20 protein-coding genes and 1 pseudogene are annotated in these 26,079 nt (G+C 41.1%); 9 read left to right on the top strand and 12 right to left on the bottom strand.

The window, feature by feature from the left end:
• Positions 1-83: 83 nt before the first annotated feature.
• On the bottom strand, positions 84-353 hold the full coding sequence (locus EZ456_RS25545; RefSeq protein WP_225876535.1) for a hypothetical protein: 270 nt from the start codon (positions 351-353) through the stop codon (positions 84-86).
• A 460-nt stretch (positions 354-813) separates the two neighbouring features.
• Here EZ456_RS25545 and EZ456_RS13015 point away from each other — a divergent pair, with 460 nt between their 5' ends.
• Together EZ456_RS13015 and EZ456_RS13020 are read left to right on the top strand one after the other, a co-directional pair.
• On the top strand, positions 814-3,231 hold the full coding sequence (locus tag EZ456_RS13015; protein WP_131530789.1) for a sensor histidine kinase: 2,418 nt from the start codon (positions 814-816) through the stop codon (positions 3,229-3,231).
• A gap of 24 nt (positions 3,232-3,255) precedes the next feature.
• Positions 3,256-6,210, top strand: a complete 2,955-nt coding sequence (locus tag EZ456_RS13020) for a histidine kinase dimerization/phosphoacceptor domain -containing protein (protein ID WP_131530791.1) — start codon at positions 3,256-3,258, stop codon at positions 6,208-6,210.
• Positions 6,211-6,244: 34 nt separating this feature from the next.
• Here EZ456_RS13020 and EZ456_RS13025 read toward each other — a convergent pair whose 3' ends face one another.
• Positions 6,245-7,027: an alpha/beta hydrolase gene (locus tag EZ456_RS13025; protein ID WP_131530793.1), complete on the bottom strand. Its 783-nt coding sequence runs from the start codon at positions 7,025-7,027 to the stop codon at positions 6,245-6,247.
• Between the two features lie 344 nt (positions 7,028-7,371).
• Here EZ456_RS13025 and EZ456_RS13030 point away from each other — a divergent pair, with 344 nt between their 5' ends.
• The 3 genes from EZ456_RS13030 (at position 7,372) to EZ456_RS13040 (ending at position 10,101) form a co-directional block, all read left to right on the top strand.
• A complete protein-coding gene (locus EZ456_RS13030; RefSeq protein ID WP_131530795.1) occupies positions 7,372-7,989 on the top strand; it encodes a cysteine hydrolase family protein in 618 nt (205 codons plus the stop codon).
• Positions 7,990-7,993: 4 nt separating this feature from the next.
• Entirely contained in the window at positions 7,994-8,524 is a 531-nt protein-coding gene (locus EZ456_RS13035) for a hypothetical protein (protein ID WP_131530797.1), read from the top strand.
• Positions 8,525-8,619: 95 nt separating this feature from the next.
• Positions 8,620-10,101: a catalase gene (locus EZ456_RS13040; protein WP_131530799.1), complete on the top strand. Its 1,482-nt coding sequence runs from the start codon at positions 8,620-8,622 to the stop codon at positions 10,099-10,101.
• 79 nt (positions 10,102-10,180) lie between these two features.
• Here EZ456_RS13040 and EZ456_RS13045 read toward each other — a convergent pair whose 3' ends face one another.
• Positions 10,181-10,861, bottom strand: coding sequence for a metal-dependent hydrolase (locus EZ456_RS13045; RefSeq protein WP_131530801.1), 681 nt, complete (start codon positions 10,859-10,861; stop codon positions 10,181-10,183).
• A 30-nt stretch (positions 10,862-10,891) separates the two neighbouring features.
• The gene (locus EZ456_RS13050) at positions 10,892-11,683 is read right to left on the bottom strand and encodes an MBL fold metallo-hydrolase (protein ID WP_131530803.1); all 792 of its coding nucleotides are present in this window, start codon (positions 11,681-11,683) and stop codon (positions 10,892-10,894) included.
• A gap of 645 nt (positions 11,684-12,328) precedes the next feature.
• Here EZ456_RS13050 and EZ456_RS25820 point away from each other — a divergent pair.
• Positions 12,329-12,871, top strand: a pseudogene (locus EZ456_RS25820) (TlpA family protein disulfide reductase).
• Positions 12,872-13,007: 136 nt separating this feature from the next.
• Here EZ456_RS25820 and EZ456_RS13065 read toward each other — a convergent pair.
• The 6 genes from EZ456_RS13065 to EZ456_RS13090 all read right to left on the bottom strand — a co-directional run bounded on the left by EZ456_RS13065 (position 13,008) and on the right by EZ456_RS13090 (position 21,614).
• Positions 13,008-13,892: a helix-turn-helix domain-containing protein gene (locus EZ456_RS13065; RefSeq protein ID WP_131530809.1), complete on the bottom strand. Its 885-nt coding sequence runs from the start codon at positions 13,890-13,892 to the stop codon at positions 13,008-13,010.
• A gap of 6 nt (positions 13,893-13,898) precedes the next feature.
• Positions 13,899-16,997, bottom strand: a complete 3,099-nt coding sequence (locus EZ456_RS13070) for an efflux RND transporter permease subunit (RefSeq protein WP_131530811.1) — start codon at positions 16,995-16,997, stop codon at positions 13,899-13,901.
• Between the two features lie 11 nt (positions 16,998-17,008).
• The gene (locus EZ456_RS13075) at positions 17,009-18,067 is read right to left on the bottom strand and encodes an efflux RND transporter periplasmic adaptor subunit (RefSeq protein WP_131530813.1); all 1,059 of its coding nucleotides are present in this window, start codon (positions 18,065-18,067) and stop codon (positions 17,009-17,011) included.
• Between the two features lie 6 nt (positions 18,068-18,073).
• On the bottom strand, positions 18,074-19,402 hold the full coding sequence (locus EZ456_RS13080; RefSeq protein ID WP_131530815.1) for a TolC family protein: 1,329 nt from the start codon (positions 19,400-19,402) through the stop codon (positions 18,074-18,076).
• Between the two features lie 392 nt (positions 19,403-19,794).
• Positions 19,795-20,520: a LytR/AlgR family response regulator transcription factor gene (locus tag EZ456_RS13085; protein ID WP_131530817.1), complete on the bottom strand. Its 726-nt coding sequence runs from the start codon at positions 20,518-20,520 to the stop codon at positions 19,795-19,797.
• The gene (locus tag EZ456_RS13090; protein WP_131530819.1) at positions 20,517-21,614 is read right to left on the bottom strand and encodes a sensor histidine kinase; all 1,098 of its coding nucleotides are present in this window, start codon (positions 21,612-21,614) and stop codon (positions 20,517-20,519) included. The genes EZ456_RS13085 and EZ456_RS13090 overlap by 4 nt, the downstream gene beginning before the upstream one ends.
• A 180-nt stretch (positions 21,615-21,794) precedes the next feature.
• On the opposite strand from EZ456_RS13090, the gene EZ456_RS13095 reads away from it, so the two are divergent.
• Positions 21,795-22,247 carry a hypothetical protein gene (locus EZ456_RS13095; protein ID WP_131530821.1) on the top strand — a complete coding sequence of 151 codons (453 nt, stop codon included), beginning with the start codon at positions 21,795-21,797 and terminating at the stop codon, positions 22,245-22,247.
• A gap of 5 nt (positions 22,248-22,252) precedes the next feature.
• The gene (locus EZ456_RS13100) at positions 22,253-23,278 is read left to right on the top strand and encodes a hypothetical protein (protein ID WP_131530823.1); all 1,026 of its coding nucleotides are present in this window, start codon (positions 22,253-22,255) and stop codon (positions 23,276-23,278) included.
• A gap of 248 nt (positions 23,279-23,526) precedes the next feature.
• On the opposite strand, the gene EZ456_RS13105 is transcribed toward EZ456_RS13100, so the two are convergent.
• A complete protein-coding gene (locus EZ456_RS13105) occupies positions 23,527-24,414 on the bottom strand; it encodes an alpha/beta fold hydrolase (RefSeq protein WP_131530825.1) in 888 nt (295 codons plus the stop codon).
• A gap of 208 nt (positions 24,415-24,622) precedes the next feature.
• On the opposite strand from EZ456_RS13105, the gene EZ456_RS13110 reads away from it, so the two are divergent.
• Positions 24,623-25,300, top strand: a complete 678-nt coding sequence (locus EZ456_RS13110; protein WP_131530827.1) for a family 16 glycoside hydrolase — start codon at positions 24,623-24,625, stop codon at positions 25,298-25,300.
• A gap of 49 nt (positions 25,301-25,349) precedes the next feature.
• Here the strand turns inward: EZ456_RS13110 and EZ456_RS13115 are convergent, their stop codons facing one another.
• Positions 25,350-25,961 carry a Crp/Fnr family transcriptional regulator gene (locus EZ456_RS13115; protein WP_225876536.1) on the bottom strand — a complete coding sequence of 204 codons (612 nt, stop codon included), beginning with the start codon at positions 25,959-25,961 and terminating at the stop codon, positions 25,350-25,352.
• Positions 25,962-26,079 lie beyond the last annotated feature (118 nt).

Genomic DNA, 26,079 nt, shown 5'->3' on the forward strand with positions numbered 1-26,079 from the left:
GGGGGAAGCAAGACTTCAGGATATTTTTCCACGCTGCGCAATACCCATTCATCGCCCTTGGTATCTAAAAGCCTGATGGATTTCTATTGGTTGCCCCCGCCTCTTTGAACAGCCTTTAAACCTCCCGCAAAATTTGATAAACGGATAACAGGAAGTTTGGTTTCCAGCGCATATTCCTTCCTGTAATTTTCCCCAAAAAGCTTCCGGTGGAAATTACTGACGCTATCATATTTCGGAAGTAACCGGACCCAGATACTATCTGTCCGGGCCAGCTTATCCTGAGCGAGGACCCTTACATTAAAAAAACATAAGGGTAGCAAGAAAATATAGGTTAAAAGGAATTTTGTTTTCATGATCGTTAGGGTGATTGGTTTAACATAACCATTAAGACAAAACCTATGCCTTATCACAAAAGGGCTCTTTAAATGGCCCAGCCCTTAAAAATCATGGTCCCAGCAATCGATATTTCGCTAATCCCGGATCTACTGTCGAAATATCGCTATTCATATCTCAGCCGATGTGTAAACCTTCTGAACAACTTTGGAAATGATCTCTTTTTAATCAAAATTATTGTTATTTTTAAACTATAACCGGAACAGACAAAAAACTAGTATAGGTAAGATGCTCAAAGTCCTCCATGGCACCTGGCATTGGCTCAACGATTTATTTTCAGGCCCATAATTTATTGGGCTTACCGCAAAATGGAAATTTATTCGGAGCCTTGAACAGGCGATTTTTCTCTGCGTATCTTTTTTAGCCTTTGTGGCATAGGAAATGTAATCCGACCGGCGAGATTGTCTTAAATTAAATAATATGCGATCACCGATATTTCTGCTACTGCTATCAGTCAATCTTTTTGCGGTCAACAACGCAAAGGCGATTGATCCGTTATTGCCAGGGCTTAGTCCTCAACAGGCAAAAGTGGCCCTTAATAAACTAAAGACGACCAAAAGCAGTCAGGAACGCTCGCGGTTATATCTTGACCTGGCCCATTATTATTTATATACCGAAAAAAAAGAACCTAATAATCAAAAGAATGCGGATGTCTATATTCAAAAGGCACTGGTTTTCAATCAAAACCTACAGTACAAAAGAGGCATTCTGGAAGCGGAAATCTTAAAGGCTATTTCATTTGCCCAGACCAAAAGACACGGGGAAGCAGGCTCCTTGTTAAAGAACGTGATATCAGAAGGGGCCAATGCGAACCTCAAGGATCTTGAAGGTTGGGCATGGTTTGAAACTGCCATGCTGGAAGCAAAAGAGGAAGCCAAGCTAAAATATCTCATCAAGGCAGAAGAATCCCTAAAGCAAAGCAATGACAGGCTCAGGCTCGCCTCAATCTACAAATGGAAAGGATGGGTATACTATAAGAAAACTGACTATCAGCCCGCCCTGGATGAATATATGAAAGCCTGGAATATATACAGTTCCCTCAGGTATAAAAAGATAACAGGCGTATTAAATTACCTGGCACTGCTGAACAATTTACTAAAAAACAGAACTGAAGCACTAAAATATGGCTTGATGGCCATTGAAAGCACAAAGGAAGAAGATATAGATTTAGCGATATCCTACTCGATAGTTGGCAATTGCTATCGTGTGACCGGTAATAGTAAAGATGCAACAGATTACCTGGTCAGGGCACAAATCATATTTGAGCGGGAAAAGAATATCAACTGGCTTTTTTACAACATGAGCCTTATCACCAACAACCTCATAGACTCAAAGCAGGAAAAGACGGCACTTGATAACTATATCGTATTTACGGAAAAGTATCCAGCAAAATCTGAAAAAAATACGTTTGAATCGACCGCAATGTTCCTGCGGCTATATACCATAACCAATATGTTCAGGCAGGCAGATTCAACTCGGAAGGAGATGGTAAATATGTACAAAGCGAATAAAAAACCTGCCTGGGAAACTACAGTAAATACATCGCTGGCCGAATTTTATTTCCAGTTCAAAGATTATGAAAAAGCTAAGGTTTATTACTTAGAGGCAAGCAGATCCATCAGTCCACCTACAAGGATCGCTTTCAGATTAAGTATGATAGACTCCATTGCCGGTGATTATAAAGGTGCCCTATCACACTATAAAAAGTATAAATCGATCAGTGATTCTCTTCAGAATGAAAACAGGACAAAAATGCTCGCAAGTATGGAGCTCAGTTTTAAGGTTAAGGAAAACAAAGCCAATCTGGCTATAAAAGAGGCTCAACTAAATACCCAGGACCGTGAGCTTCAGGTACTAGGTAAAGATGCCCTTTTACTCAAACAAAATGCAACACTTTTAAACAAAGAGGCAAAACTTAAGCAGAACGAACTCTACCAGGCGGCACTGGCCTCACAGAAAACGAAAGCAGAACTGATACTTAAGGACAGGAACATTCAACTACTGAACAAAAAGTCCGAACTCCACCAAAGCGAGATCAGGCAACAGGCCCTGATCAAAAATATCGTAACTGCCCTGGTTATCATGTTCGCATTGGTGATAGCACTATTATGGAGACAATTCCGCTCCAAACAAAAAACAAATAAGCTCATCACACAAAAGAACCAACTCCTACAGGACCTGCTGTCTGACAAGAGCTGGCTGCTAAAGGAAATGCACCATAGAGTCAAAAACAACCTTCACACGGTAATCAGTCTTTTGGAATCACAATCGGCCTACCTTAAAACTGACGCACTTTACGCGATCAAAAACAGCCAGCACCGGATTTATGCGATGTCGCTGATCCATCAGAAACTTTATCAATCCGATGATGTAAAAACAATCGACATGGCCGTTTACATCCCCGATCTGGTCGTTTATCTTAAAGAAAGCCTTGAAATCAGGAGCAATATCCAGATCATCATGGATATTGACCCTATTGAATTTGAAATTGCCGAGGCTGTACCTCTCGGCCTGATCATAAACGAAGGCGTTACCAATTCACTGAAATATGCATTTCTTGGCAGGGAAAAAGGACAGGTAAGTATCACATTAAAAAAGCTGGACAACAGTTGTTATCAGCTGATCCTCGAAGATGACGGGATAGGACTGCCCGTAGATTTTGAACTGAAAAAAGTATTGTCACTGGGCATGAAACTCATTAAAGGTTTAACAGAACAACTTGAAGGCATTCTGGAAATCAAGGGCAAGAACGGAACCAGGATAATGATCACCTCGATAGTCAACAATGTTTTGGCAGATACAAACAAAGCTAAAGAAATTGAAGAACTGATAAACTGATATAAGCCTTTTGGCAGTAATCCAATGAAAAAAATTAAGCTTAACCTACTAATTATATTGTTCGTCTTTTTTGGTATCAGACTATCAGCAGACCCCATTTATATTGCCATTTCAGATAAAGATGCCAACAGTATCCTTAAACGCCTGTCAAAAACAGGCAACAACAGGATCAAGGCAGACATGTTATTGGATCTGGCCTACTATTATTTATACAAAACTTATGAAACCCGCGCCAGTTTCAACAGTAATCTTGACTCTGCCGATTTTTACGGCAGACAGGGTCAACTGCTCAGCAGATCAATTGATTACAGAAAAGGAGTACTAACAGCAGATCTGTTCAAAGGAATTGCATGCCACCAACAGGGAAATGACATCAAAGCAGTGAGTATCTACCGTAAAGTACTCACCGAAGCCAACAAGGCCAGTCTGTTCGATCTGCAGGGTAGGACCTGGTATGAGCTGGGTATATTGCAGGAAAAAAATGAGCGGTTGAGCTGTTATAAAAAAGCAAAGACGTGTTACCGCAAGAATGGCGATAAACTACGCATGAAGTATATGGACATACTAACCGGTCTGGCAAACGAGCTGACGGTTAAAGGCCAGTATTTTCCCGGTTATCTTCCAATCAGCCCTTCCAATATTCCATCCATCAGGAAAAAAATAAATGAAACGAGCGTTAAACAAGAGAAATTGGATCTGCTATTACGCCTGGCAAGCATTTATATCTACCGTAACGGGGAAGAAAAAGTGCATATTGACAGCGCCGTATTGTTGCTCTCCCAGGCCAAAACACTTAGCATAGCGCTGAAAGATAAACACTGCTATAACGAAACATTGTTACTTACCGCCTCCTGCTATCAGGAACGGAATCAGATCGGCATTGTAAATAAGATATTATCTGTTCTCAGCGATACCTCCAAAGTAAAACTGCTCATTAATCTGAGCGATCATTATTGGTATGCTGCGTTCAAAAAACCAGGGCAGATAAATACCGGTTTTCTCGATTCTGCGGAACTTTTGAACCAGCAAAGTTTAAAATCAAGTATGGTACTGGCAAAACCGGTTTACATCAAACAGTCTATGGACCGTCTCATGCGTCTGGCCGAATGGTATAAATACGGCAGTAAAAAGGATCCTGAAACACATTATGGGTTCATCATGCGTTATGCCCCATCCGCGGGCTATCCTTCCAAAGCAAGACTGTACAGCAGTTTCTGCAATGAGTATGTTAACCGCGGAAATTTTTACAAGGGACTCTATTATGCACAGCTGACCGAAAAAAACCTGAATGAAAAACTTAGTGTGGAAGATAGGATATCTGTTTATACCGGTCTTTTAAGCATCTATAAGCGTACCGAAAATTATGAAAAAAGCCTTATCTACCATAGAAAACTCATAGATGGCAATGCTATTTTCGGCATGAAAATATTGATCTATTCTATCATCAACAGCTACGCAGAATGCCTTATTGCCATGCAGCGTCCCAGTGAAGCCTTAAATTACGTAAAAACCATCAGCACCAAATTGCCCCCTGATATGGAGCAATCGAAACTTTATTACCATGTTGCCCTTGGACACTGCTACAGGGCGCTCGGACAATATCACCTTGCGGAAGAAAACTATAAAGAGGCTATCCGCTACGGCGAGCGGCAAAGGGCAAACCCAGGTTCATTATACAACGACCTTGGAAGCCTCTATGCGCTTACCAGAGATTTTAAAAAGGCCGATGAAAGTATCAGGAATACAGAAAAATATCCCCTGGCCAACAACACCCCATATCTGATCCAGTATTACGCATTAAAATCCCGGATCGACTCTGCTATGGGAAATTATCAACCGGCCTATAAATATCTGGGGATCAGTAAACGCCTGAGCGACTCTATTTATATGGTCAGCAAAGACAAGCATACCCAGGAACTTGAATTTGCGTACCAGACGCAAAAAAAGGAAACGGATCTGCGCCTCAAAGACAATAATATCCGCCTGCTTAACCAAAATGCAGCTCTGCTTTACCAGACTGCAAAAACCCAGCAGGCACAGCTAAAAGAAGCCGGCCTGATTACACAGCAGAACTTGACGGACCTTAAGCTGAGGCAGAAGGATATCGACCTGCTCAATCAAAATGCAAAACTTCAGGAAAGTAACCTGCAAAAACAGCAATTCCAGCAGAAAGTTGTCATCGGTGCTGCGCTAATGCTTTTACTGCTCACTTTATTACTCTACCGCTTATACCGGATAAAAAGAACCAGCAATAGGCAGCTGGAGAGCCAGCAAGTGAAAATAGAACAGAGCAACAATAAACTGCGGATCCTGCTGGAAGAAAAGGAATGGCTTTTAAAAGAGATCCATCACCGCGTGAAGAACAATCTGCATACAGTGATGAGCCTGCTCGAATCGCAGTCTGCTTACTTAGAGAATGATGCACTCGAAGCAATCAAAAACAGTCAGCACCGGATCTATGCAATGTCGCTGATCCATCAGAAATTATATCTATCCGACGATGTTAAGGCCATTAACATGGCACAATATATCCCTGAACTTGTACGCTACCTAAAAGAGAGTTTCGATGTAAAGAACAATATTAAATTTGATATCCAGATAACCGAAGTCGAATTTGATGTAGCTGAGGCTGTCCCGCTGGGACTGATCGTCAATGAGGTGATCACCAACGCCTTAAAATATGCATTCAAAGCCGGGGACCGTGGAAAAATTACTATCAGTTTAAAACACTGTAGCCAGAACCTTTATGAACTGAGTATAACCGACAACGGACAAGGCCTGCCACACGACTTCGAACTGGGCAGCATCAAGTCGCTGGGCATGAAATTGATAAAGGGCCTTACCGGGCAATTGGAGGCTTATCTAAAAATTGATTCCGAGGGCGGAACAAAAATCACAATATCCTCACTTTCCAATAATGATCTAAAAACAATCAAATTAATGGAAAGTGAAGATAGCCTGGAACCTCTTTCAGCTTAAAAACCGAAGGTAAGGCACTTGATCTGAAAGCCAACTATTTTGAAGCGCCTTTTGCAGCCTCCTCTATTACCTTAACAACTGCATCAGGCTGCGACATGAATACCAGGTGGCTGGCTTTGATTTCAGTCACTTTTGCCCCAGCTCTTTTTGCCATAAACCTTTCTGCATCTGGCGGTATGGTCTGATCCTCTGTTGCAACAATATACCAACTGGGTTTGGTTTTCCATGCAGCGTTCTCTATCACATGACCGAATACCGAAGCAGAGACTGGAATCTGTGAATCAGCTAAAAAATCCGCTTTTTCCTTAGGCAGATCCGCGCAGAATCCTGCATGGAATTTTGCTTTATCATACCAGATATAGCCGTTCTCAGGAGGCAATATTCCTGACTTTGGTGCGGGAGGACCGGATTGCAACAGCTTTAACAGTGTTTCCCCATTATCGGGCACAAAAGCTGCAATATACACCAGCCCGGCAACATTGGAGGCATTACCGGCCTCTGTTATAATTGCACCTCCGTAAGAATGCCCTACCAATAAAACCGGCCCTTGCTGTTTTTTTAGTACGAGGCTAGTAGCAGCTACATCCTCAGGCATTCCGGTATTGGGGTTTCCGACCATGCTCACATTATAGCCTTTTTTCTTCAGTAGCTTATAAACAGACTCCCAACCAGATCCATCAGCAAATGCCCCATGCACTAAGACGATATTCTTGATGGGATTTTGAGCAAATACATTCAGTGCAAAAAAAGTCATCCAAACAGCTAGGGCCAAGCCCATAATCAGTTTGATTTTCCTTGATAAAATTTCTTTTTCCATTTCTTTAGGTTTTTAGGTTTAAATATTCTTTTACCCTTAATGCGATTGGCATACCAAAAACATAAATAATTAATAAACAGCAACTTAAGCACAATTCATTGTTTCAAAAACAACGGTATTCCGCTAATCGGCGATAGATGATTCGCTATTATGTGCAAAAGCTGAAATGATTTAGTTAGCATCTGATACATTACTCTAATCGTTTGCTGTCGATTTTAAACACTATTAACGGAATATCGATAAAAACAAGCCTCCAAAAACAAACATAAACAACTGAAAAACAACGAATTAAATACAAGGCATATAGTTTGAGTATCGAGTTTAACCACTAAAACTAAAATCTTATGACCTCGCAGCAGATACAAAAAACAGCATTGATCCTTATTGACCCTTATAATGATTTTTTATCAGAGGGCGGAAAGCTCTGGCCGCTTACAAGAGCCAGTATTGAAGAGATCGGATTAATAGAAAACCTGAAGAAACTCGTTACCGGGGCGAGAGCAAACCATCTTCAGGTCATTTATGCCCCGCATAGACAGACCACCAAGAGCGACTATCTGAACTGGCGCTTTTTAAGCCCTTCGCATCAGGGGAGCAAAAAACATCAACTCTTTGAAAAAGGTAGCTGGGGTGGGGAATTTCATCCCGACCTTGTTCCAAAGGAAGGTGACCTGGTTGCCCAGAACCATTGGACGGCGAGCGGTTTTGCGAACACTGATCTCGATTTCCTGCTAAGGATGCACGGAAAAGAAAACGTAGTAATTGCCGGCATGCGGGCAAATACCTGCATCGACTCTAGCGCGAGATATGCCGTAGAACTGGGCTACCATGTTACCCTGATCAAAGACGGAATTGCTGCCTTTAATATGCAAGAAGTGGATGTAACCGTCGAGGTAAACTTTCCAAGTTACGGTCATCTGCTATTGTCAACTGATGAATTTATTGCCAGCATCAAATCTTAACAACATGGAAATACTTGCAGAACACACTTCTACCACAGTGATCAATGCCCCAATAGAAAAAATCAATCTGACACAATGGCTTTTTACCTTAACAGACCATGAATATCAGGCCTGTTCAACTGCCCATATTGCCGGCGGCTCTTCTGTAACAGATGATGGAAAAATGATATCAATCAATGTAGAAATGGTAGGCGATAATTTGTTGGTACAGCACTATCATGAAGACATCAGTGAAGCTGGCCATTGCCGTGTGAGCTCTATTTCTGATTCCATCTCACCATTAGGGAGGGCCACTATGGGCATCACTTGGGAGTTAAAGATTAAAAAGATATCCGATGAGATAACCGAATTTTCGAACCACATCATTGTGCTTTTGACCGAAGACTTAAAAATTCTGCTCGAAAAGGCAGGCATTACAGATTTAGCGCTAGTAAAACCTGAAATGCTCAAAAATGCGGCTAAACACAACCATGAAGAAACCCCGCTCTTTGCCAAAGACATTGAGAAAAAGGCTAACGAGGATACATGGAATTAATCAACCTGCTCAAAAAACAAACTGATAACGTCCAAAACAATCAATTTCCATTAGCGGGGGTTAAGATAACAGCCCCGCTTCTTAAAACAGATCACATGAAAAAATTACGCACAGCATCAGGAATCCCATACTATAACCACGAGGATTCTCAAACGGTAGGCCCAAGGGGGCCGGTTTTGATACAGGACTTTATCCTTCACGAGAAAATGGCTCATTTCAATAGGGAAAGAATTCCTGAAAGAATGGTACATGCGAAGGGATCGGGTGCCTTTGGAACGTTTACAGTAACTCAGGATATCAGCCATTTAACAAAAGCCAAATTATTTGATAAACTGGGCAAAGAGACCAAAGTATTTTTAAGGTTTTCAACCGTTGGTGGTGAAAAGGGGAGCGCCGACACCGAACGCGATCCGCGGGGTTTTGCCGTCAAATTCTATACAGAAGATGGAAACTGGGATCTTGTGGGCAACAATACTCCAATTTTCTTTGTTAAAGATCCAAAAAAGTTTTCAGACTTTATACATACTCAGAAGCGTGATCCCTACACCAACTGTAAAAATCCGACGATGACATGGGACTTTTTCAGCCTCAATCCCGAAACCATCCATCAGGTGATGTTCCTGATGAGCGATCGGGGAACCCCTTACGGATACAGGTTTATGCACGGTTTTGGGAGCCACACTTACTCCATGTATAATAACGGGAACAAACGTATTTTCGTGAAATTCCACTTTAAGTCTATGCAGGGGATCAAGAATTTCAGTGCTATTGAGGCGCAGAACATGAAATCTCAGGATCCAGATTTTGCCCAGCGCGACCTTGTAAGCGCAATCGACAACCTGGATTTTCCAAAATGGAAACTAAATATCCAGGTAATGACCGAAGAGCAGAGTGCATTGTTGGATTTTAACCCATTTGACCTTACCAAAACCTGGAGTCAGAAACAGTTTCCATTGATCGAGGTCGGTATTCTGGAACTTAATCGGAATCCCAAAAACTATTTTGTAGATGTGGAACAATCTGCATTTTCTCCATCAAGGATCGTGGACGGTATCGGTTTTTCTCCGGATAGAATGCTGCAGGGAAGAATTTTATCCTATCCTGATGCCCAGCGGTATAGGCTTGGAACCAATTATGAACTCATTCCGGTCAATGCATGCCCTTTCATGACACAGAATTATCAACGCGACGGGGCGATGCGGACAGATAGCAATGGCGAGGATTGCCCCAACTATTACCCTAATAGCTTTGATGATATATCTGAGGATATTAGCTATAAAAGACCTGTAGAGGAATTGGCAAGCAATATAGCAGACCACTATTGGAGAAACGCCGATGGTGAAAATGACCATTACACTCAGCCAGGACTTTTCTATAGAACAGTATTGAGCGAAAATGAACAAAAAAGCCTTATTGAAAATATCATCAATGCGATGAGCAGCATCGATGGTCCTAAAAGAAAAGAGATTATCACCAGACAGCTTTGCCATTTTTTCAGAGTAGATATGGGACTGGGAATGGCCATTGCAAAAGGGCTGAACATCCACATCCATGAGAACCAGCCCTTTATATGCTAGAAAATAAGAGATGAGCCAGCGAATGAGCCCATCTCTTTATTATCAAAAATTTGGTCAGCAAACCTAATATCTGGAGGTATTAAATATCAATGGTTTCACCTATAACAGGCAAGTGTAAAGTAATACCGGCTGCACTGAATTTTTGAAATGCCCACTCATGATCTAGTTTAATATAGCCAAAAGTGTCGTAGTGAACGCCTAGAACATGCTTTACCCCGACCATCTCAGCGGCCAAAATAGCATCCTCTACTCCCATCGTCAGATCATCACCGATGGGTAAAACTGCAAAATCCGGTTTTGTCCATTTGGGTATCAGCTGCATGTCCATTGTTAAAGCGGTATCGCCACTATAGTAAAACTTACCTTCAGCGGTATCTAAAACAAAACCGCATGGCACTCCACCATAACTGCCATCTGGCATACTGCTGGAATGCTGGGCAATTACACATTTCGCTTTACCAAAATTAAAAGCCCATTGCCCCCCAGGATTCATCGGATGCGTATTTTCTACGCCGTTGGCATTCATCCAATCTTTAACCTCCCAGGTTGCAACCACCGTGGCCCCTGTGTTCAAAGCAATTTCTTTTGCATCGGTGATATGGTCAAAATGACCGTGGGATATAAAAATATAATCAGCTTTGATCTGCCTAATATCAATTTCTGATGCCAGTTCGTTTGGACTGATGTAAGGGTCAAAAAGAATGTGTTTACTTCCTGCCTGCACCGCAAAGCAAGAGTGTCCATAATAGGTTAATTTCATTTTTGATATGGTTTTAATGGTTAATAGTCTTCAATGATCGGCTAACTTATATTTTTCTCCTGCTTTCAGAAAGGTTGTCCGGAAAGCTGTCACAGGATCAGCATATAAAAGTTCCTTAAGCTCCGCCTCATCCTGCTTAAAATGAGTCCATCCACGGGTATGTACCGGAAATATTCGATTGGGGTTTAAAACCCTTGAAGCCTTTATCAGTCCCTGTCCATCCATGGTATATTTACCCAACCCTGTCAAATAACGGAACTGTACTCCGCCCACATTGAGAATGGCAATATCGATCACATTTCTTTTACCAATTTCTTCAATGCCTTTAAAAAAAACCGTATCACCGGATAGATATATCACCCCGTTTTCCTGATCATCTGCTTCAATGATAAAACCGATCACTTTCCCGGAAACAAATTCAGGTATCCATGAAGGCCGGTGCTGGGCAGGGGTAGCAGTAATCTTAAGCCCTTTAATCTTTGGTGTTTCTAAGAGAATACTCTCCCACTCTCTTAAGCCGGTTACACCTTTAATTGCTTTACTTGCCGGCACGGTAGAAATAACTGTCTTAGCCCGTTCTAAAAATGCACGACCTTTTACATCCAGATTATCCTTATGCTGATGATGGCTTAATAAGACCAGGTCGATATCTTCAAGCAGATCCGGCATTATCTCCAGACCTTCAGTTTTTCTTGAAAATGCACCAAAGCCATGATAGTACAGACCACCAGCCTCATCCAGGGTTGGATCGGTCAATATCCGGTATCCATTGATCTCCAGTAACACACATGCAGTATTGATATGGGTTATACTAATATTCATAAAAAAGTGCTTATTAAATGTTTATAATGCCCCGCCACACATATAAACACATTTACAATTTTAGCTTTCGGGCAAAATACCATATAGGTCAAATACCCTCTGCTAGAAGGTATCTGGATTATTCAAAAGGCATGATAATAATAACCTCTTGATTTCTAGTATCAACATGTAATGCCAAACATCAATCCAAAAACACAAAATATTATAAATCAAAACATTAACAAAACATATAAGTTATCGCTATGTCCAAATACAATTATTTGTCGACATAGCGTATAAAAGTCGACTCTCAAGCGGCGACAAACGATCCTACTAGGAAAAGTCGACTTTATTACCTAACGGAAGTTAAACATTCTCTCAATAATATCGGCCTCAACATGTTGAAATCACAACTTCAAAAGCTAAGAGACAGGTTTTGTAATTAGTGTGATAATTACATGGCTCCATTACAAAGTTGCCAAGGTGCGCAAACCGTTATGGGATGAATATGTCCAAATAAAGGCCGCCGATAGAAAAATCCTGCCGAGGGCTGCAATGCTCAAGGCAGAAATTGATCGAACTACCCAGCAGAGGGAGGATCTGTTAAGAACCTATGTAAAAACGCATCCAAAGTCTTATTTCAGTATCGATGCGATAACAGAACTGATGGGGCCATACGTATTTGTTGAAAAGGCAGAGTCACTATGGGCGGGAATAGATCCTGAACTCAAAAAAAGTTACAATGGAAAGATCATTGAAGCAGTGATTATGGGTGCTAAAGTTACAGATGTAGGATCAAAAGCGCCTGCATTCGCTCAGCCAGATACCGCCGGCAAGATTGTTAAGCTCACAGACATCAAAGGAAAGTACATATTTGTCGACTTCTGGGCATCATGGTACCATCCCTGCCGGGCCGAAAATCCCAATGTATTAAAGGCTTATAACGCCTAAAAGAATAGAAATTTTGCAATTATTAGAGTATCCATCGATTTTGAAAAGGATCGTGCCAAATGGATAAAGGCTATAAAAGAGGATGGAATGCCCTGGACGCAACTCCTCTCACCTGCCAATATAGATGGTGGGGCGATGAAAACTTATGGTATCCGTGCAATCCCAGCCAATTTCCTGGTTGATCCAAATGGTATAATCGTTGCCAAAAACCTTCATGGGGATGAACTACAGAAAAAGCTCGCGGAGCTATTTGACTAAAATCTATTTTTTTCATTCCCGGATTAATTTCCGGGAATGGAAAATTATACAATCTTAAAATTGGCCAGGAACCAGCGGATCCCCTCCTATCTAGCCTAATTTCATTTTAAAAGTTTGAACTTTTGACCTGCCAGGGTCAGCAGACTTGTGGCAATAGCAGACGGTTCCTAAAATTCTTTGGAGAAAGCCCTGTTATGCGCTTAAAATATTTACCAAAATGTACCTGATCGCTGAAATTAAGTTTATCTGCAATCTGTGCTATCGAAAGTTTATTTCGCTCTAACAGTCTCCTTGCATCCTGTACTATAAAAGATTCTATCAATGCGCTTGCGGTTTTACCGCTTTGGTTTTTAATCACCATGGAGAGATGCCTTGATGTAACAAAGAGCTTGTCTGCATAAAAACTTACCATATGTTCTTTTCTGTAATTTCTCCTGAGCATGTAATAAAAGTCAGAATAAAGACGTAACTGGCGGCTGGAATTTACGTTTATATAATCTGTTCGCAAAAGTCCGATCGTTTCATAGATCATCACCTTAAAAGCACAGAGAAGTGCTTCTTCATTCATAGGATTGCCAAAATTGTTTTCGAGCACCGTTTCCAATAAATCTGCTACCTTAAGTATATTTTCGTTGTAAGAGATAAAATACTTATTGCTATTGTCTAAAAACCAGGAGTGAAGGTTTAAGAGTAATGATTCTGATAGGTTAAGCGAAAATAGTACTTCGGTATCAAAACAAATTAATTTGATGCATGTAGAGTGGCACTCTGCTACAACCTTTAACAGCTGGACACTTCCGTTGGTGATAAATGTGTGTCCTTCGGAAACCTCTTGGCGGTCAGAGCCTCTACCGATCAAAATACAGCCGCATTTTACGATCAAAACACATGTATTATCAGCTTCCTTTGCCTGAAGGTTATCCTCTGCTTTTAACTGAAGTTGCTCTCCTCTATTTAATTCGACATTGGCCAAGCGAAAATTCAAACGCTTATTATTGGCCTCTTTTGATTCAAGGTTCATAGAATTTTAATGTTTAACTTTTCTAGAGAGCCCCACAATCAGCCTGTCTATGATGAGGTACATACTTGGAACTACAAACAATGTCAGGATCATTGAACTGGTTAGTCCTCCGATAATCACCCAGGCCATTCCGTTTTTGATTTCGGATGCAGCACCAGTAGCAATTGCGATGGGAAGCATCCCAAATACCATCGCGAGGGTAGTCATCAATATTGGCCTGAGCCTTTCCTTTCCTGCCTCCAAAAGCGCATCTTTGACAGCGTATCCATCTTCTTTAAGTTTGTTAGTGAAGTCAACAATAAGAATCGCATTTTTTGAAACAAGGCCCAGAAGCATGATCATCCCTATAATGGTAAAAATATTCAGTGTCTCCATGGTAAGGGCAAGTGCAAGAAAAGCGCCTACCAATGCAACCGGTATAGAAAAAAGCACAACAAATGGATATACTGCATTTTCATACAAGGCAACCATGATCAGATAAACCAATATTATTGCGGTAAGGAGGGCAAGTCCCAGACTCCCAAATGCCTCACCCTGATTTTTAGCATCTCCAAGGAATTCGATGCTGATGCCATCTGGGATTTTAATTACCTGGGCTTTTTTCTTGATCTCATTACTAACCGTTCCGGTTGGCCTGCCCGACACATTGGCCTGAACAGTTATTGACCCCAGGCGGTCAATACGCTGCAAAGTGGTCTCCCCCAGTGCTTCCTTTACTTCTGCAAACTGGTTCAGCAAGATGGTTTGTCCCTGCGAATTGACGAAGGGTAGATTCCGTACATTTTTGATATTTGAACGGTTGAAACTATCATAGCTTACCAGGATGTTGTATTCATTTCCATCCTGTTTAAACTGGCTATCGTCGTTTCCGCTAAAGGCATTCTGCAGGGTAGAGCCTACAAGACTTGCATTGAGCCCCAATAAACTCATTTTTTCCCGGTTGAGCCTGATATCTACTTCTGGCTTTCTATCCTTAACCGAAAGTTTTACGAATTGCGTACCGGCCACCGCGAGCACTATTCTTTTATATTCCTCAGCTACCGCCCTAACTTGTTTCAAGTCGACTCCCTTAACGGCAATCTGTATCGGGGCACTACTCACATTTCCTGTTATAGATGTTGATGAGGCAGAAAATTTAGCGCCGGTAATGGCACGGCTAAGTTTTTCCTGCACCAGGATACCAAACTCCTCAGCGCTCATGCTCCGTCTTTTTTTATCCACCAGAGAAACGGTCAGCTCTGCAAGATTCGCACTACTGCTAGTCCCCGATACGCTGCCACTTACAAAGCCGATACTTGAAAATACTTTTTCTACTTCTGGCTGGGCCATAAGCACTTTTTCAGCCTGTTGCACCAGCATATTGGTTTTATAAACTGTTGCTGTAGGCTCCAGTTCCATATTGAGTATAATATCGCTCTGATCGGTTTTTGGAATGAATGCAGCACCTATAAAACCAGTTGGAACCAGCGCTATCGAACCGATAATCAAAAGTATCGTTGCAGACAAAAGCCATCTTTTTTTACGCAATACCTTTTCCAATAACTTTGCGTAATCCTCTTTTAGACTATCGATAAAGCGTTCAAAGCCAATATTGATCCTACCCCAAAGCGTATTACCCTGCAAGTGCTCCAGTTTACCAAAACGGCTGGCCAACAATGGGGTGATGGTAAATGAAACAAAAAGGCTCATTAGCGTAGAAATAACCACCACGAGGGAGAACTCTCTCAGGATCGAGCCGATCATTCCTCCGGCAAGGGCAAGTGGTAAGAATACCACAACATCAACCAGGGTAATAGACAGCGCTGTAAAACCAATTTCATTACGGCCTTCAAGTGCTGCCTTACGCTTATCTGCCCCCATTTCCATGTGGCGGTAAATATTTTCCAGTACCACAATAGAATCATCTACCAGGATGCCAACCACTAAAGAGAGGGCCATCAAGGTCATCAGGTTGAGTGAAAAACCAAGGAGGTACATGGCAATAAAAGTTGGGATTATAGATGAGGGCAAGGCAATCAATACAAACATAGCGCTCCTGAAACTATGCAAAAAGGCGAGCATCACAATCCCAACTATAATTACAGCAAGCATAAGATCGAACATTACCGCATCGGCCGAATTTAATGTATATACACTCTGATCGGTAGATATGTTAAACTTCAGGTCCTGCGCTTTGTATTGGCGCGCTATTTCGGCAAATGTTTTTTTCACCTGCTTGCTCACATCAACAGCATTGGCATCGCTCTGCTTAATAATCTGTATACCTATTGATGGTATACCATTGATATGGTTAATGGCGGTGGTCTTTGCAGTCGCATCTACTACCTCAGCAAGGTCCTTTAAATAAACAGTTCCTTCATTGGCCCGCTGCAGCACAATAATATCGCGCAGCTGCTCGAGCGAGCTGATATTGGCATCGTAACGGATGGACAGCTGCTGGTTCTTTGTTTCGATGCTTCCTGCGAGAAAAGAAAGATTAGAATTTTTTACCGCCTGGGTAAGCTGCGCTATAGCAATGCCATAATGTAACAACCTATCCTGCTTTATATTGATCTGAATTTCGCGTTTATCCCCTCCAATAATATTTACCTGGCCAACACCGGTTACATTCTGCAGGATTGGCCTAAGCTGGATATCAACAAAATCATATAATTTCCTTGGGGCCATACTGGCCGTTACGCCAGATTTGATTACAGGTGTTTCTTCCAGGTTAACCTTATTAACCTGGGGTTTTTGAGCATCGCCAGGCAGATTATTCTGTGCCTGATCTGCTTTACGCTGAACGTTTCGCTCTGCTTTATCTATATCTGTACCACTCTTGAAGGCAATAGTGATTACAGAAACACTTTCCTGCGAGGTAGAATTGATCTGATCGAGCCCTTCCACAGATGAAAAGGCATCTTCGAGTTTTTTGGTTACTGTTGTTTGTACTTCCGCAGCAGAGGCGCCAGGATAGATGGTACTTACCGTAACAGTAGGCACCTCGATTTTCGGCAGAAGATTGTAGTTCAGGCCAAGATAACACTGGAGTCCAAAAAGAACAAGTACAGTAAAAACAACTATAAGTAACAATGGCCTTTTGATGGCTATTTCGGTAATTGACATTCTGCTGTGCTTTATTTGGTAATATTGATTAGTGTTCCATCTTTTAAGTTGATCTGTCCGGAGGTAACAACCTGTTCACCTAAGCCAAGTCCTTTGATTACCTCAATAAGGTTTCCATACTCCTGGCCGACATCGATTTTGCGAAGAACTGCCCTACCGTTCTGCGTTACATAAACTGAAGCATCTTGTGTACTCTCAATAAGTGCTTCTCTTGGAATAAGCAGGATTTGCTTTGCTATTTTACTCGAAAAATCAGCCGATACAAAAGTTCCCGAACGGAGGGGTGATTTTTTATCATTGCCGGTAGTGATTTCCACCTGATAGTTGTAAGACTGGTTGGCCTGTGGAGCGATGAAGGTAACCATACCCAGAAAAGGTTTTTCGGGGTAAACGTCTGTTTTCAGTTTAATTTCCTGTCCGAGAGAAATCTGGTAGACTTCCGATTCGGTTAGAAATACTTCTACTTTCAATTTTTCAAGGTTAACAAGCGAAGCAATCTCGTTTCCAGCAGTAACAAACATACCTTCTTCCATTATTTTTGAAGCTACAACGCCACTCGTTGGTGCCTTTATAGTGGCATCTGAAATCTGTCGACGAAGCTGTCCAGCCTGGCTCAAGGCATCATTATAGTTCAGTCGGATCTCATTAACTTTTTCTAACGTGGCTGCATTTCCTTCAAGAAGCTCGGTGTAGATCTCCAGATCGCGCTTGAGTTTTGAAACATTGGATAATGATTTTTGAAGATCAATTTCAAGCAGCCTGGTATCAATAACGGCGAAGGACTGGCCTGTGGTTACCTGATCGCCAATTTTAAACAGGAGTCTTTTTATGTTTCCACTAGCTCCTGAAAGTACCTTCGCCTGTGATATTGGGGCCAGCACACCAGTTTTCACCAGGCCATTCGCCTCCACCTTTGCTATAACTGGGGATATGGTTACCGGGATACTTACATTTTTGATTTTCACAGGAGTATTTTTCTCCTCAATTTTCTTCTTGTTGGAGGCCAGCTTAAACATAAAAAAGAAGATGAGGGCAATACAGATCAGGGTTATTGTTAGTTTTTTTTTCATCGTGCGCTAAAGTGAGTTATAAAAAGTTTTTAATGTACCCGTTGCCTTTTCAATATCTACACGGGTCTGATAATAGTCGAATAATGACTTTAGGTAGCTATTTTGGGCATCCTTAAGCGCATTCTGTGTATTGAGCCAGTCGGTGAGGTTGGTCGTACCTTTTTGAAACTGAAGATCGGTTACCTTTAGTACGGATTCGGCAAGACCTACATTTCGCTGATCATTTTCTACATTGACCTGTGCCTGCAAGAGTTTTGAGCGGGCGTTTTCATATTCTACCCTATATCTTCCTTCAGATAGCTTAAGGTTTTCCATAGCGTTGATCCTATTGATCTTTGCCTGTTTATATTGTGCACTTCTCTTAAAAAAATCGAATATGGGAAAGCTTAATTTTAAGCCCACTGCAGAAAAAGGGAGCAGTTGATCATAAGCTCCTTTAAGATCGTTCCCAAAACCCACAGCACCATAACGGAAATAGCCGGTTAATTTAGGAAGTCCACCCGCTTTGATTTTAGCCTGTTCGATTTCTAATACTTTTATATTAAGTTCAGATAACTTATAATCTACCCTTAATGATGGGCTAAATGTATTGGGCCTACCTTCAAGATCGAACGGGATTTGCATTTTTGTAGAATCATCAATTGCAAGCAGATCGCCAATGGGGTATCCCATTTCAAACTTCAGCTCATTTTCAGCAAGGAGAATATTGCTCTGGGCAACACGTATCTGCGAATTGGTATTATTATAATCAACACTTACCTTATCAAGATCCTTTTGCAGTGCAATACCTTTCACAACCTGCAAGCGGTATATTTCAATCTGTTTTTGATAAGTCTGGATATTATGCTTCAGGAGTTCAAGTTGCTGCTGATACACCAGGATCTGAAAGTAAGCACCGCTGATGTTGTAGATGATTGCTTCCTGGTTTTGATCAACATTCAGCGCTGCCTGCCGCTTGTTGTACTTTTCGGCTTTAAGGCCTGTTAACATAGACTGATCGTAGATTACCTGATCGAGCTGTGCACTTGCGTTGGAACTGTACTTTTGGCTAAGGGACACTTTCAGTTCATTAGGTCCAAAAACCCCTGCTGGAATAACACTCTGCTGCAATTTTAGGTTATTATCAATCGTAGAAGTTACACTAACCTTGGGCAGGTAATCCGATAACGCCTCCCTTGCCCTTGCGTCAGCGGCAAGCTTTTCATTGGCATAAACCGTATTGCTCTTATTGTTGATTAATCCGAATTCGATACAACGCTTCAATGTCCATTTTTCCTGGGCACTGGCACTTAACCAAAGGCTTAATAGTATTAATACAATATTCTTTTTGCTCATATCATTTTACTGCTGGCCCCACTTGGAGCCATGTTTTATATGGGCGAAAGTACTGGGCATAGCTATCCGTATTTGGCTTATTATACCAAATGGACCAGTTTTTATACAAAAGGTAGGCAATTAGCTGCTATCTCTTTTTTATCCGTTTGATTGCTGGAGAGTTACCGATTGTTTTATTATCGACAGAAAATACGGCCGTACCAAGGCTGCAGCCCTACTACAATACTGATAACTGAGAATTTTCATTACAGGGGGCAGGACGAAAAAATGCCTGGGGTAGCTGAAATAGATAGGAATATGAATAATGAGAGAAAAAAATACCGAGGGATCTTGCTTAATATCTGTGTAACGCTTCGAGGTAAAAAAGTATCCTTGAAAGGGAGTACTAGTCCCTATTCATCCAGGTTTAGCGATCCCCCGGAATAGGTATTAAAAAAATCTTTTTTATAGACATCGCCCAAAGGAATTTCGGAATCCTCAATATAGACTGTTCTATGGTCGAAAGCATTGATGAAATTTAGGTTGACCACGTAAGACTTGCTCGTTCGTAAAAAGATATGCCCAGGGATTCTGCTATGGATGGTCTTGAGGTTCATCGCGGTAATGAGCTTGCCTGAAACGGTATGGATAACCACATAATCCTTTAATCCCTCTATGTACCGGATATCTGAAAAATTGACTTTATGAAACTTCCGGTCAGATTTTATGAGCAGGAATTCAGAGGTATTTCCCTCAACAACAGTTTTAGTTGTAGCTTCTGAGAGTAGAGTTCGGTAAAGTTCTGCCTTTTTTATCGCTTTTATCAACCTTTCCTTATCTATGGGCTTAAGCAAATAATCGATTGCGTCCAGCGTGTAACTATCAAGCGCATACTGCGGATAGGCTGTTGTAAATATAGTAAGGGTCTCTGCAGGGAGCATAGCTGCAAGCTCAAGGCCTGATATCATAGGCATCTGGATATCCAGAAATACCAGATCAACGGCATGCTCTTTCAGAAAGAATAGTGCTGTGGCAACATTCGAGAAAACCCCAAGTATTTCAACGTTCGAATACTCTTCCACCATGGCTTGCATTTCTGCCCTTGCCAATGGTTCATCATCAATTATAATGCAGTTCATACTTCAATTTTAAGAATTACAACATATTCAAGGTTGCCCGATTGCAGATCAAGCGTATAATGATCCGCATAAAGTAGTTCAAGGCGGCGTTTAACGTTTGCAAGTCCTAAACCACTGTTTTTCTCATCCTGTGGCCTATAGTTCGGATCCCGGGAGTTTGAACAGGTAAAAGTGAGGTTTTTCCCTACAACCTCAATCCCAACCCTTACCTGAGATTTACCACCTGAAACATCAACACTGTGTTTTACTGCATTCTCTACAAAGGTGGTGAACAGATTTGGGGGAAGAAAGACACTATTGAGGACCGAAGGGTCGGTCTTACTCTGTATTTCGACTGAAAAGTTATCTCTTCTAAGCTTTTCCAGTTCCAAAAAATTGGTCAGGAAATGAATTTCAGCACCGAGAATGGTATGTGCTTCGTTATTCTCATAAAGCTGATAGCGAAGAAATTCTGACAGTTTCAATATTACCACCCCGGCCTTTTCCGGATCGGTACGGATAAGTGATTTGATCCCATTAAGCATATTGAAGAGAAAATGGGGATTGATCTGGTTTTTTAACTCATTGAGCTCCATCTTGAGGGTGATGTTCTTCAGTTCGGCTATACTATTTCTATCCCTTACCCATCGCTGAAAAAGTTTGATCATGGTGGTGACGAGTATGATGGGAATTACCACTATGGTTCCCTCATAGAATTTCCGCTCCTCGTTCGCTTCCCTCCAGTTCCCCTTCCAATCCTTTGTTTGGGCAAGTATGTCAAAAATATGGGAGACCAGGGAAAGGCAGGAAATAACCAGAATAATCAGCAGAAGGATATAAATCAGGTACTTCCCCCTAAAGAAAAACAGGGGAACTAAAATATTCATGTTCAGATAACACATGATTACAATTGCACCGAAAACACAAACAAGGCGGTAAAAGCGGTAGTAACCTGGAAATTCATTGATCTCGTTAGAAAAGTAGATCATGATAAGCATACCCAGCAGAAGTACTGAATGCCGCAGTATCCTAAAGCGTTTGTCCACGATAAAGCTTATCATCCTGGTGTCTGATAAGTCTCCATGGTCATATTTAATTTTATCCCAGTTATTCATTCCGTTACAAAGATAGGATGATACATATTCTCCGCGAAACAATTTATACCAAACGGGCTGGATTGACTACCAAATATTTTCTATGGGGATTTAGTCTAAAATGTAACAGGTTTGGTATAAAAACGAAATTGTGCATTCAATTAAAGGCTTTCTTTGCCCATGTCTATAATTTAAGAAACGATGGATTTAGCGAAGATGCTTCGAAAACATACCACTGAGATCATGGAAAATACCATGCTTACAGATAAACAGCAGGAAGATCGGATAACCCAGGTTTTTGATCTATGCCATTTTATTAAATGTTACGACCATCATCTTGAACTGGTTAATAGCCAAGAACATGAGATTATGACCATAGACGATGCAGGAACAAAAAAGGGCATCTATTTTTGCGACCTTATTTACAACACCAAATATTTCTTTGACACGTATTTCTTTAGTGCAGCCAATATAACTGCGTTCAGGAACAAAGCCAAGATTGATGAGCTATGGTTTGTACTGGTAGAGGAAAGCTTTTCTATCGACTATTTCTACGACAGTAAGAATTTTATAGATGAGAACAACGTCACCTCCTTATACGATAAGGTATTTTATTTCAACTTCTCACAATCAATTATAAAAACACTAAAATAAATATCATGAATCCAATAAAGAGTACCCTATTTGCCTCTATCCTTTTTATCGGGGCAAGCAAATGTTTCGCCCAGAAAACCGATAGCATTCCGGGAATGAAAAGAGATAGCATAGCCCGACGTACGGTTGCCTTTGCAGCAGATAAGTTTGCAGTAGCACGCCCCCTGAACATAGAGTTTACACACGCTGCACCTTACAATTACAGTTCAAAGCTCGAAGGTACGCCACTGCCAAACGGACGGATTAATACTTTTACGCAGGCCAGGATCGGTGCTAACGTGAATTTTATAAAGAGAAAGACCTGGATGCTGGGCGTAACAGCTGGCTATCGTTACACCAAGGCGCAAGCAGATAACATGCCCGCTTCAGGAGGCTTGACCTTCAGAACCGATGAGAATTTCAGTTATCTTTTTAGCTCACTGAATTTTACATACTTCTCGAGCCTGTTCAAAAAAAGGATGATTTATTCATCAAGTTTTTTGGTTGATGGAAGTGAGAAACATTTTGAGCGCATAAAAGGTATATTTACAGGAACAATGGTTTTGAAGGCCAATCAGCGTACAAAAATGACTGCTGGTGTACTCGTAAACATAGATCAAAGTGCCCAGAGCCCTATAATTCCAACATTTTCTTATGAACATAAGTTCAATAACGGGCTTATTGCCGACATCGTTCTTCCAAGGAGCATTTATCTCCGCAAATATATGTTTGGAAGCGGAAGGGCCTCTATCGGAACAGAACTGGACAGAACCTCTTTTTACGTATATGATATTGATGGTACAGCCCAGAGATATGAATATAGGCAACTGGATATCAACTCGGGACTTACCTATGAGCATGCAATAGGAAAGTACTTTGTACTTTCAGCCAAAACGGGCATGAAGTATAGCCCATCAGGCAGACTTTTCAAAAAGGAAGAATCTTTTGCATCGCCAGTGCTGGAAATCAGCCCCGATCCTACCTTTTTCTTTAATGTAGGTATTTCTTTCAATCCTTTTACAGTCTTGACTAAAAAAGGAAGATCCAATTAAGAATATCATTACCAAGCCTTAGCCAAATGAAGCTGAGGTTTGGTATTGTATGATTTTATTTAAAACCAAGATTTTCCGAAAATAAAATTTTGGACTAATAAAGAAATCATCATGCGTCAATAGCTGCTGATTAGGGTGTTTAATGAGATTTAAGAAGAACTCCATCTATTGGAATATCTGTAAGCCTATTCCGTTACTTGACCTGGTTTTCTCCTTATTCATAATCTTGTTTTATTATTTTTATTTTTTTAGTTGCATCCAATAAAAGGAACAATATCTGCCCATACCGCCTCGAAATTGACTAGAAAGGCCGGATGTGGCGCATTTGGGATTATCCCAAGCTGAGCCACTGAGATCATATGGTAGGCATCTATAACGGTTTGTAGGGGTGCGTTTTGATCCAGTTCACCTGCCAATAAGAGCACGGGCGAATGAATTTTCTCAAATACTTCTTTACCTACCTCCAGTTTGTTGTAGTATTGGTTCACGGAGGTATACCACAGGTCAATTTTCTTTGGTTCGGGCATCAGGCTCAGTTGCTGCTTATAGTACAGGCTATCCAGGCCAAATGCCATTTGTTTTGAAAGGCTGAATATTCGTTCTCCTTTTGCCCATACACCGGCACCGATAGCGATTATACTTTTTACTTTTGAAGGAAACTGCCCGGCCAGATAATAGCTGGTATAAGCGCCGTCACTAAATCCAAGTACAATGGCGCTATCCCTTGTTTCCTTATTCAGTATCACATTTACATCCCTGGCTTTTTGTTCATAGCTCGGTTCAACAGATCCCATTTCCGATTTCCCATGCCCTCTGGTCGAAACCGCAATGACCATAAACTTTTTGGAAAGGCTATCAATAAAGCGGCCCATTTCATAGGTAGAACCAAATATTCCTCCATGCAAGATAACCAGGGGCTTACCTTTTCCATAAACCTCATAATAGATTTTAGCATCATCTGATTGAATAAAATGTCCCGCTTTCGGGTTATTACCATAGGGAATTGCATTTTCAGGTGAAGGCCCTGCCTGCATGAACGCTCTCAAAGCCGGCTGGCCCTGAGAAAAAGCTTGAAGGCTAAAGGCTAACGTTAAAAATAAAAGTATAAGAAGCCCTTTAAAGTTTACTGTGCTCATTTTAATTATATTTATTTTATGGCCTGGTATTCCGGTGTATAATTTACCCGATGGCCTATGACAAGCAAAGATGGGAATAGATGAAGAATGAAGCATTTGACTAAGGTTAAGAAATACCCTTGAACTAGTTTAAGTATTTTCCTTAAACTATATTATTGGCTGCTGCTATTTTGATTACTCAAATTTGCATAACAAAGATCTAATCGATATGAAAAGCAATACTGCAAGGCTGATACTAATAGTAACCATGAGCATTTCCTCTGCATATGCCCAAAAAATTTCACTTAATAAAGAAAATCTTACCCCTCACCTAAGCCAGTTGACTTTCGATGACCAATATGGAAAAAATGCGATTAGGGTGGTGAAGTCGCCTCAGGTGATCAAAGTGGATGAACCCACATATGTAAAGATTAATAACTTAAATTTCGGAAATGGTACAGTTGAGCTTGAGGTGATGGGGAGATTACTACCCAATGCACCGGATAGTGCAAGAGCATTCATCGGCCTGGCCTTTCACATCAACAGTGATGATTCAAAATTTGAATGTATTTACCTGCGGCCAACTAACGCTGTATCGTCTAATCAAATCAGGAGAAACAGATCGGTTCAATATTTCTCCTACCCTGATTTTAAGTTCAATCATTCCAGAAAAACCAATCTAGGAGAATTCGAAACCTACGCCGACATTGCTCCAAATGAGTGGATCAAAATGAAGATCGTGGTCAAAGGCGAAAATGCTACACTTTATATTAATGGAAATAAAAACCCCAGCCTGATTGTAAATAAAATGAAAATGGGTGCTGATCAAACCGGAGGGTTAGGTCTTTGGGTCGATATAGGCACAGAAGGGTATTTCAGGAATTTAGTGGTAATTAAGGACAGATAACCATTAGCGCATTGGATCATATTTCACCATTTCAGCTTGGAAACCACAACTATTTTTTAACAATCTTCTTTTTGATCTTGCTTAAAAATTCGGAGGTTATGCCTAAATAAGAGGCAATCTGCGTTCCGGGCAATCTTTGAATAAGGTCAGGAAAATTTTGCTGAAATAATTGGTACCGTTCTTCAGCCGTAAAGCTGATGTTCTGCAATACCCTGTCCTGCAGTTCTATAAATTTCCGTTCAATCACAATCCGGAAGTTCCGGTCGAACCTTGGATAATGGGTATAAAGATAGAGCAGATCATCATGTTCAATTTGAAGTACTGTTGAAGGCTCAACTGCCTCTATAAATAATCTGCTTGCGCTTTGTTCATAAAAGCTATTGAAATCCGCAATCCATTGGTTTTCTATTGCAAACTGAAGATTATGTTCCACACCATTATTATCTACACCATAGAGTTTGAAACAGCCTGAGATCACAAAGTTATAAAACCTGCACACATCTCCTTCCTGAAGCAACAGGCCCTTACGCTTATAATTGCGTAGGCTAAATACCTGTTTTGCAGCTTCCACGGCTTCCTTGTCTAACGGAAAAATCCCATTAAAAAATTTGATTAGTATGCCATATGCATGTTCGGTTTGGGCTAATGTTGAGTCTGACAAATCCTTATTTTATTTTTGTAAATATAGAAAATTACCGATTCATGGAAAGTTTTGCATTTTGCTTCACGATAAACCCTTTCCCAAAAGTTGCCTGAATAGCCTGTTACAGATAAATCCT

The organism is Pedobacter psychrodurus, assembly GCF_004331735.1.
Lineage (GTDB): Bacteria > Bacteroidota > Bacteroidia > Sphingobacteriales > Sphingobacteriaceae > Pedobacter > Pedobacter psychrodurus.

Coding starts and splice junctions, on each gene's coding strand:
- EZ456_RS13015 (WP_131530789.1), top strand. CDS start 814: ATGCGATCACCGATATTTCTGCTACTGCTATCAGTCAATCTTTTTGCG.
- EZ456_RS13075 (WP_131530813.1), bottom strand. CDS start 18,067: ATGAAAAAAAAACTAACAATAACCCTGATCTGTATTGCCCTCATCTTC.
- EZ456_RS13045 (WP_131530801.1), bottom strand. CDS start 10,861: ATGAAATTAACCTATTATGGACACTCTTGCTTTGCGGTGCAGGCAGGA.
- EZ456_RS13040 (WP_131530799.1), top strand. CDS start 8,620: ATGAAAAAATTACGCACAGCATCAGGAATCCCATACTATAACCACGAG.
- EZ456_RS13020 (WP_131530791.1), top strand. CDS start 3,256: ATGAAAAAAATTAAGCTTAACCTACTAATTATATTGTTCGTCTTTTTT.
- EZ456_RS13065 (WP_131530809.1), bottom strand. CDS start 13,892: ATGAACCTTGAATCAAAAGAGGCCAATAATAAGCGTTTGAATTTTCGC.
- EZ456_RS13090 (WP_131530819.1), bottom strand. CDS start 21,614: ATGAATAACTGGGATAAAATTAAATATGACCATGGAGACTTATCAGAC.
- EZ456_RS13105 (WP_131530825.1), bottom strand. CDS start 24,414: ATGAGCACAGTAAACTTTAAAGGGCTTCTTATACTTTTATTTTTAACG.
- EZ456_RS25545 (WP_225876535.1), bottom strand. CDS start 353: ATGAAAACAAAATTCCTTTTAACCTATATTTTCTTGCTACCCTTATGT.
- EZ456_RS13085 (WP_131530817.1), bottom strand. CDS start 20,520: ATGAACTGCATTATAATTGATGATGAACCATTGGCAAGGGCAGAAATG.
- EZ456_RS13070 (WP_131530811.1), bottom strand. CDS start 16,997: ATGTCAATTACCGAAATAGCCATCAAAAGGCCATTGTTACTTATAGTT.
- EZ456_RS13095 (WP_131530821.1), top strand. CDS start 21,795: ATGGATTTAGCGAAGATGCTTCGAAAACATACCACTGAGATCATGGAA.
- EZ456_RS13050 (WP_131530803.1), bottom strand. CDS start 11,683: ATGAATATTAGTATAACCCATATCAATACTGCATGTGTGTTACTGGAG.
- EZ456_RS13110 (WP_131530827.1), top strand. CDS start 24,623: ATGAAAAGCAATACTGCAAGGCTGATACTAATAGTAACCATGAGCATT.
- EZ456_RS13080 (WP_131530815.1), bottom strand. CDS start 19,402: ATGAGCAAAAAGAATATTGTATTAATACTATTAAGCCTTTGGTTAAGT.
- EZ456_RS13030 (WP_131530795.1), top strand. CDS start 7,372: ATGACCTCGCAGCAGATACAAAAAACAGCATTGATCCTTATTGACCCT.
- EZ456_RS13100 (WP_131530823.1), top strand. CDS start 22,253: ATGAATCCAATAAAGAGTACCCTATTTGCCTCTATCCTTTTTATCGGG.
- EZ456_RS13035 (WP_131530797.1), top strand. CDS start 7,994: ATGGAAATACTTGCAGAACACACTTCTACCACAGTGATCAATGCCCCA.
- EZ456_RS13025 (WP_131530793.1), bottom strand. CDS start 7,027: ATGGAAAAAGAAATTTTATCAAGGAAAATCAAACTGATTATGGGCTTG.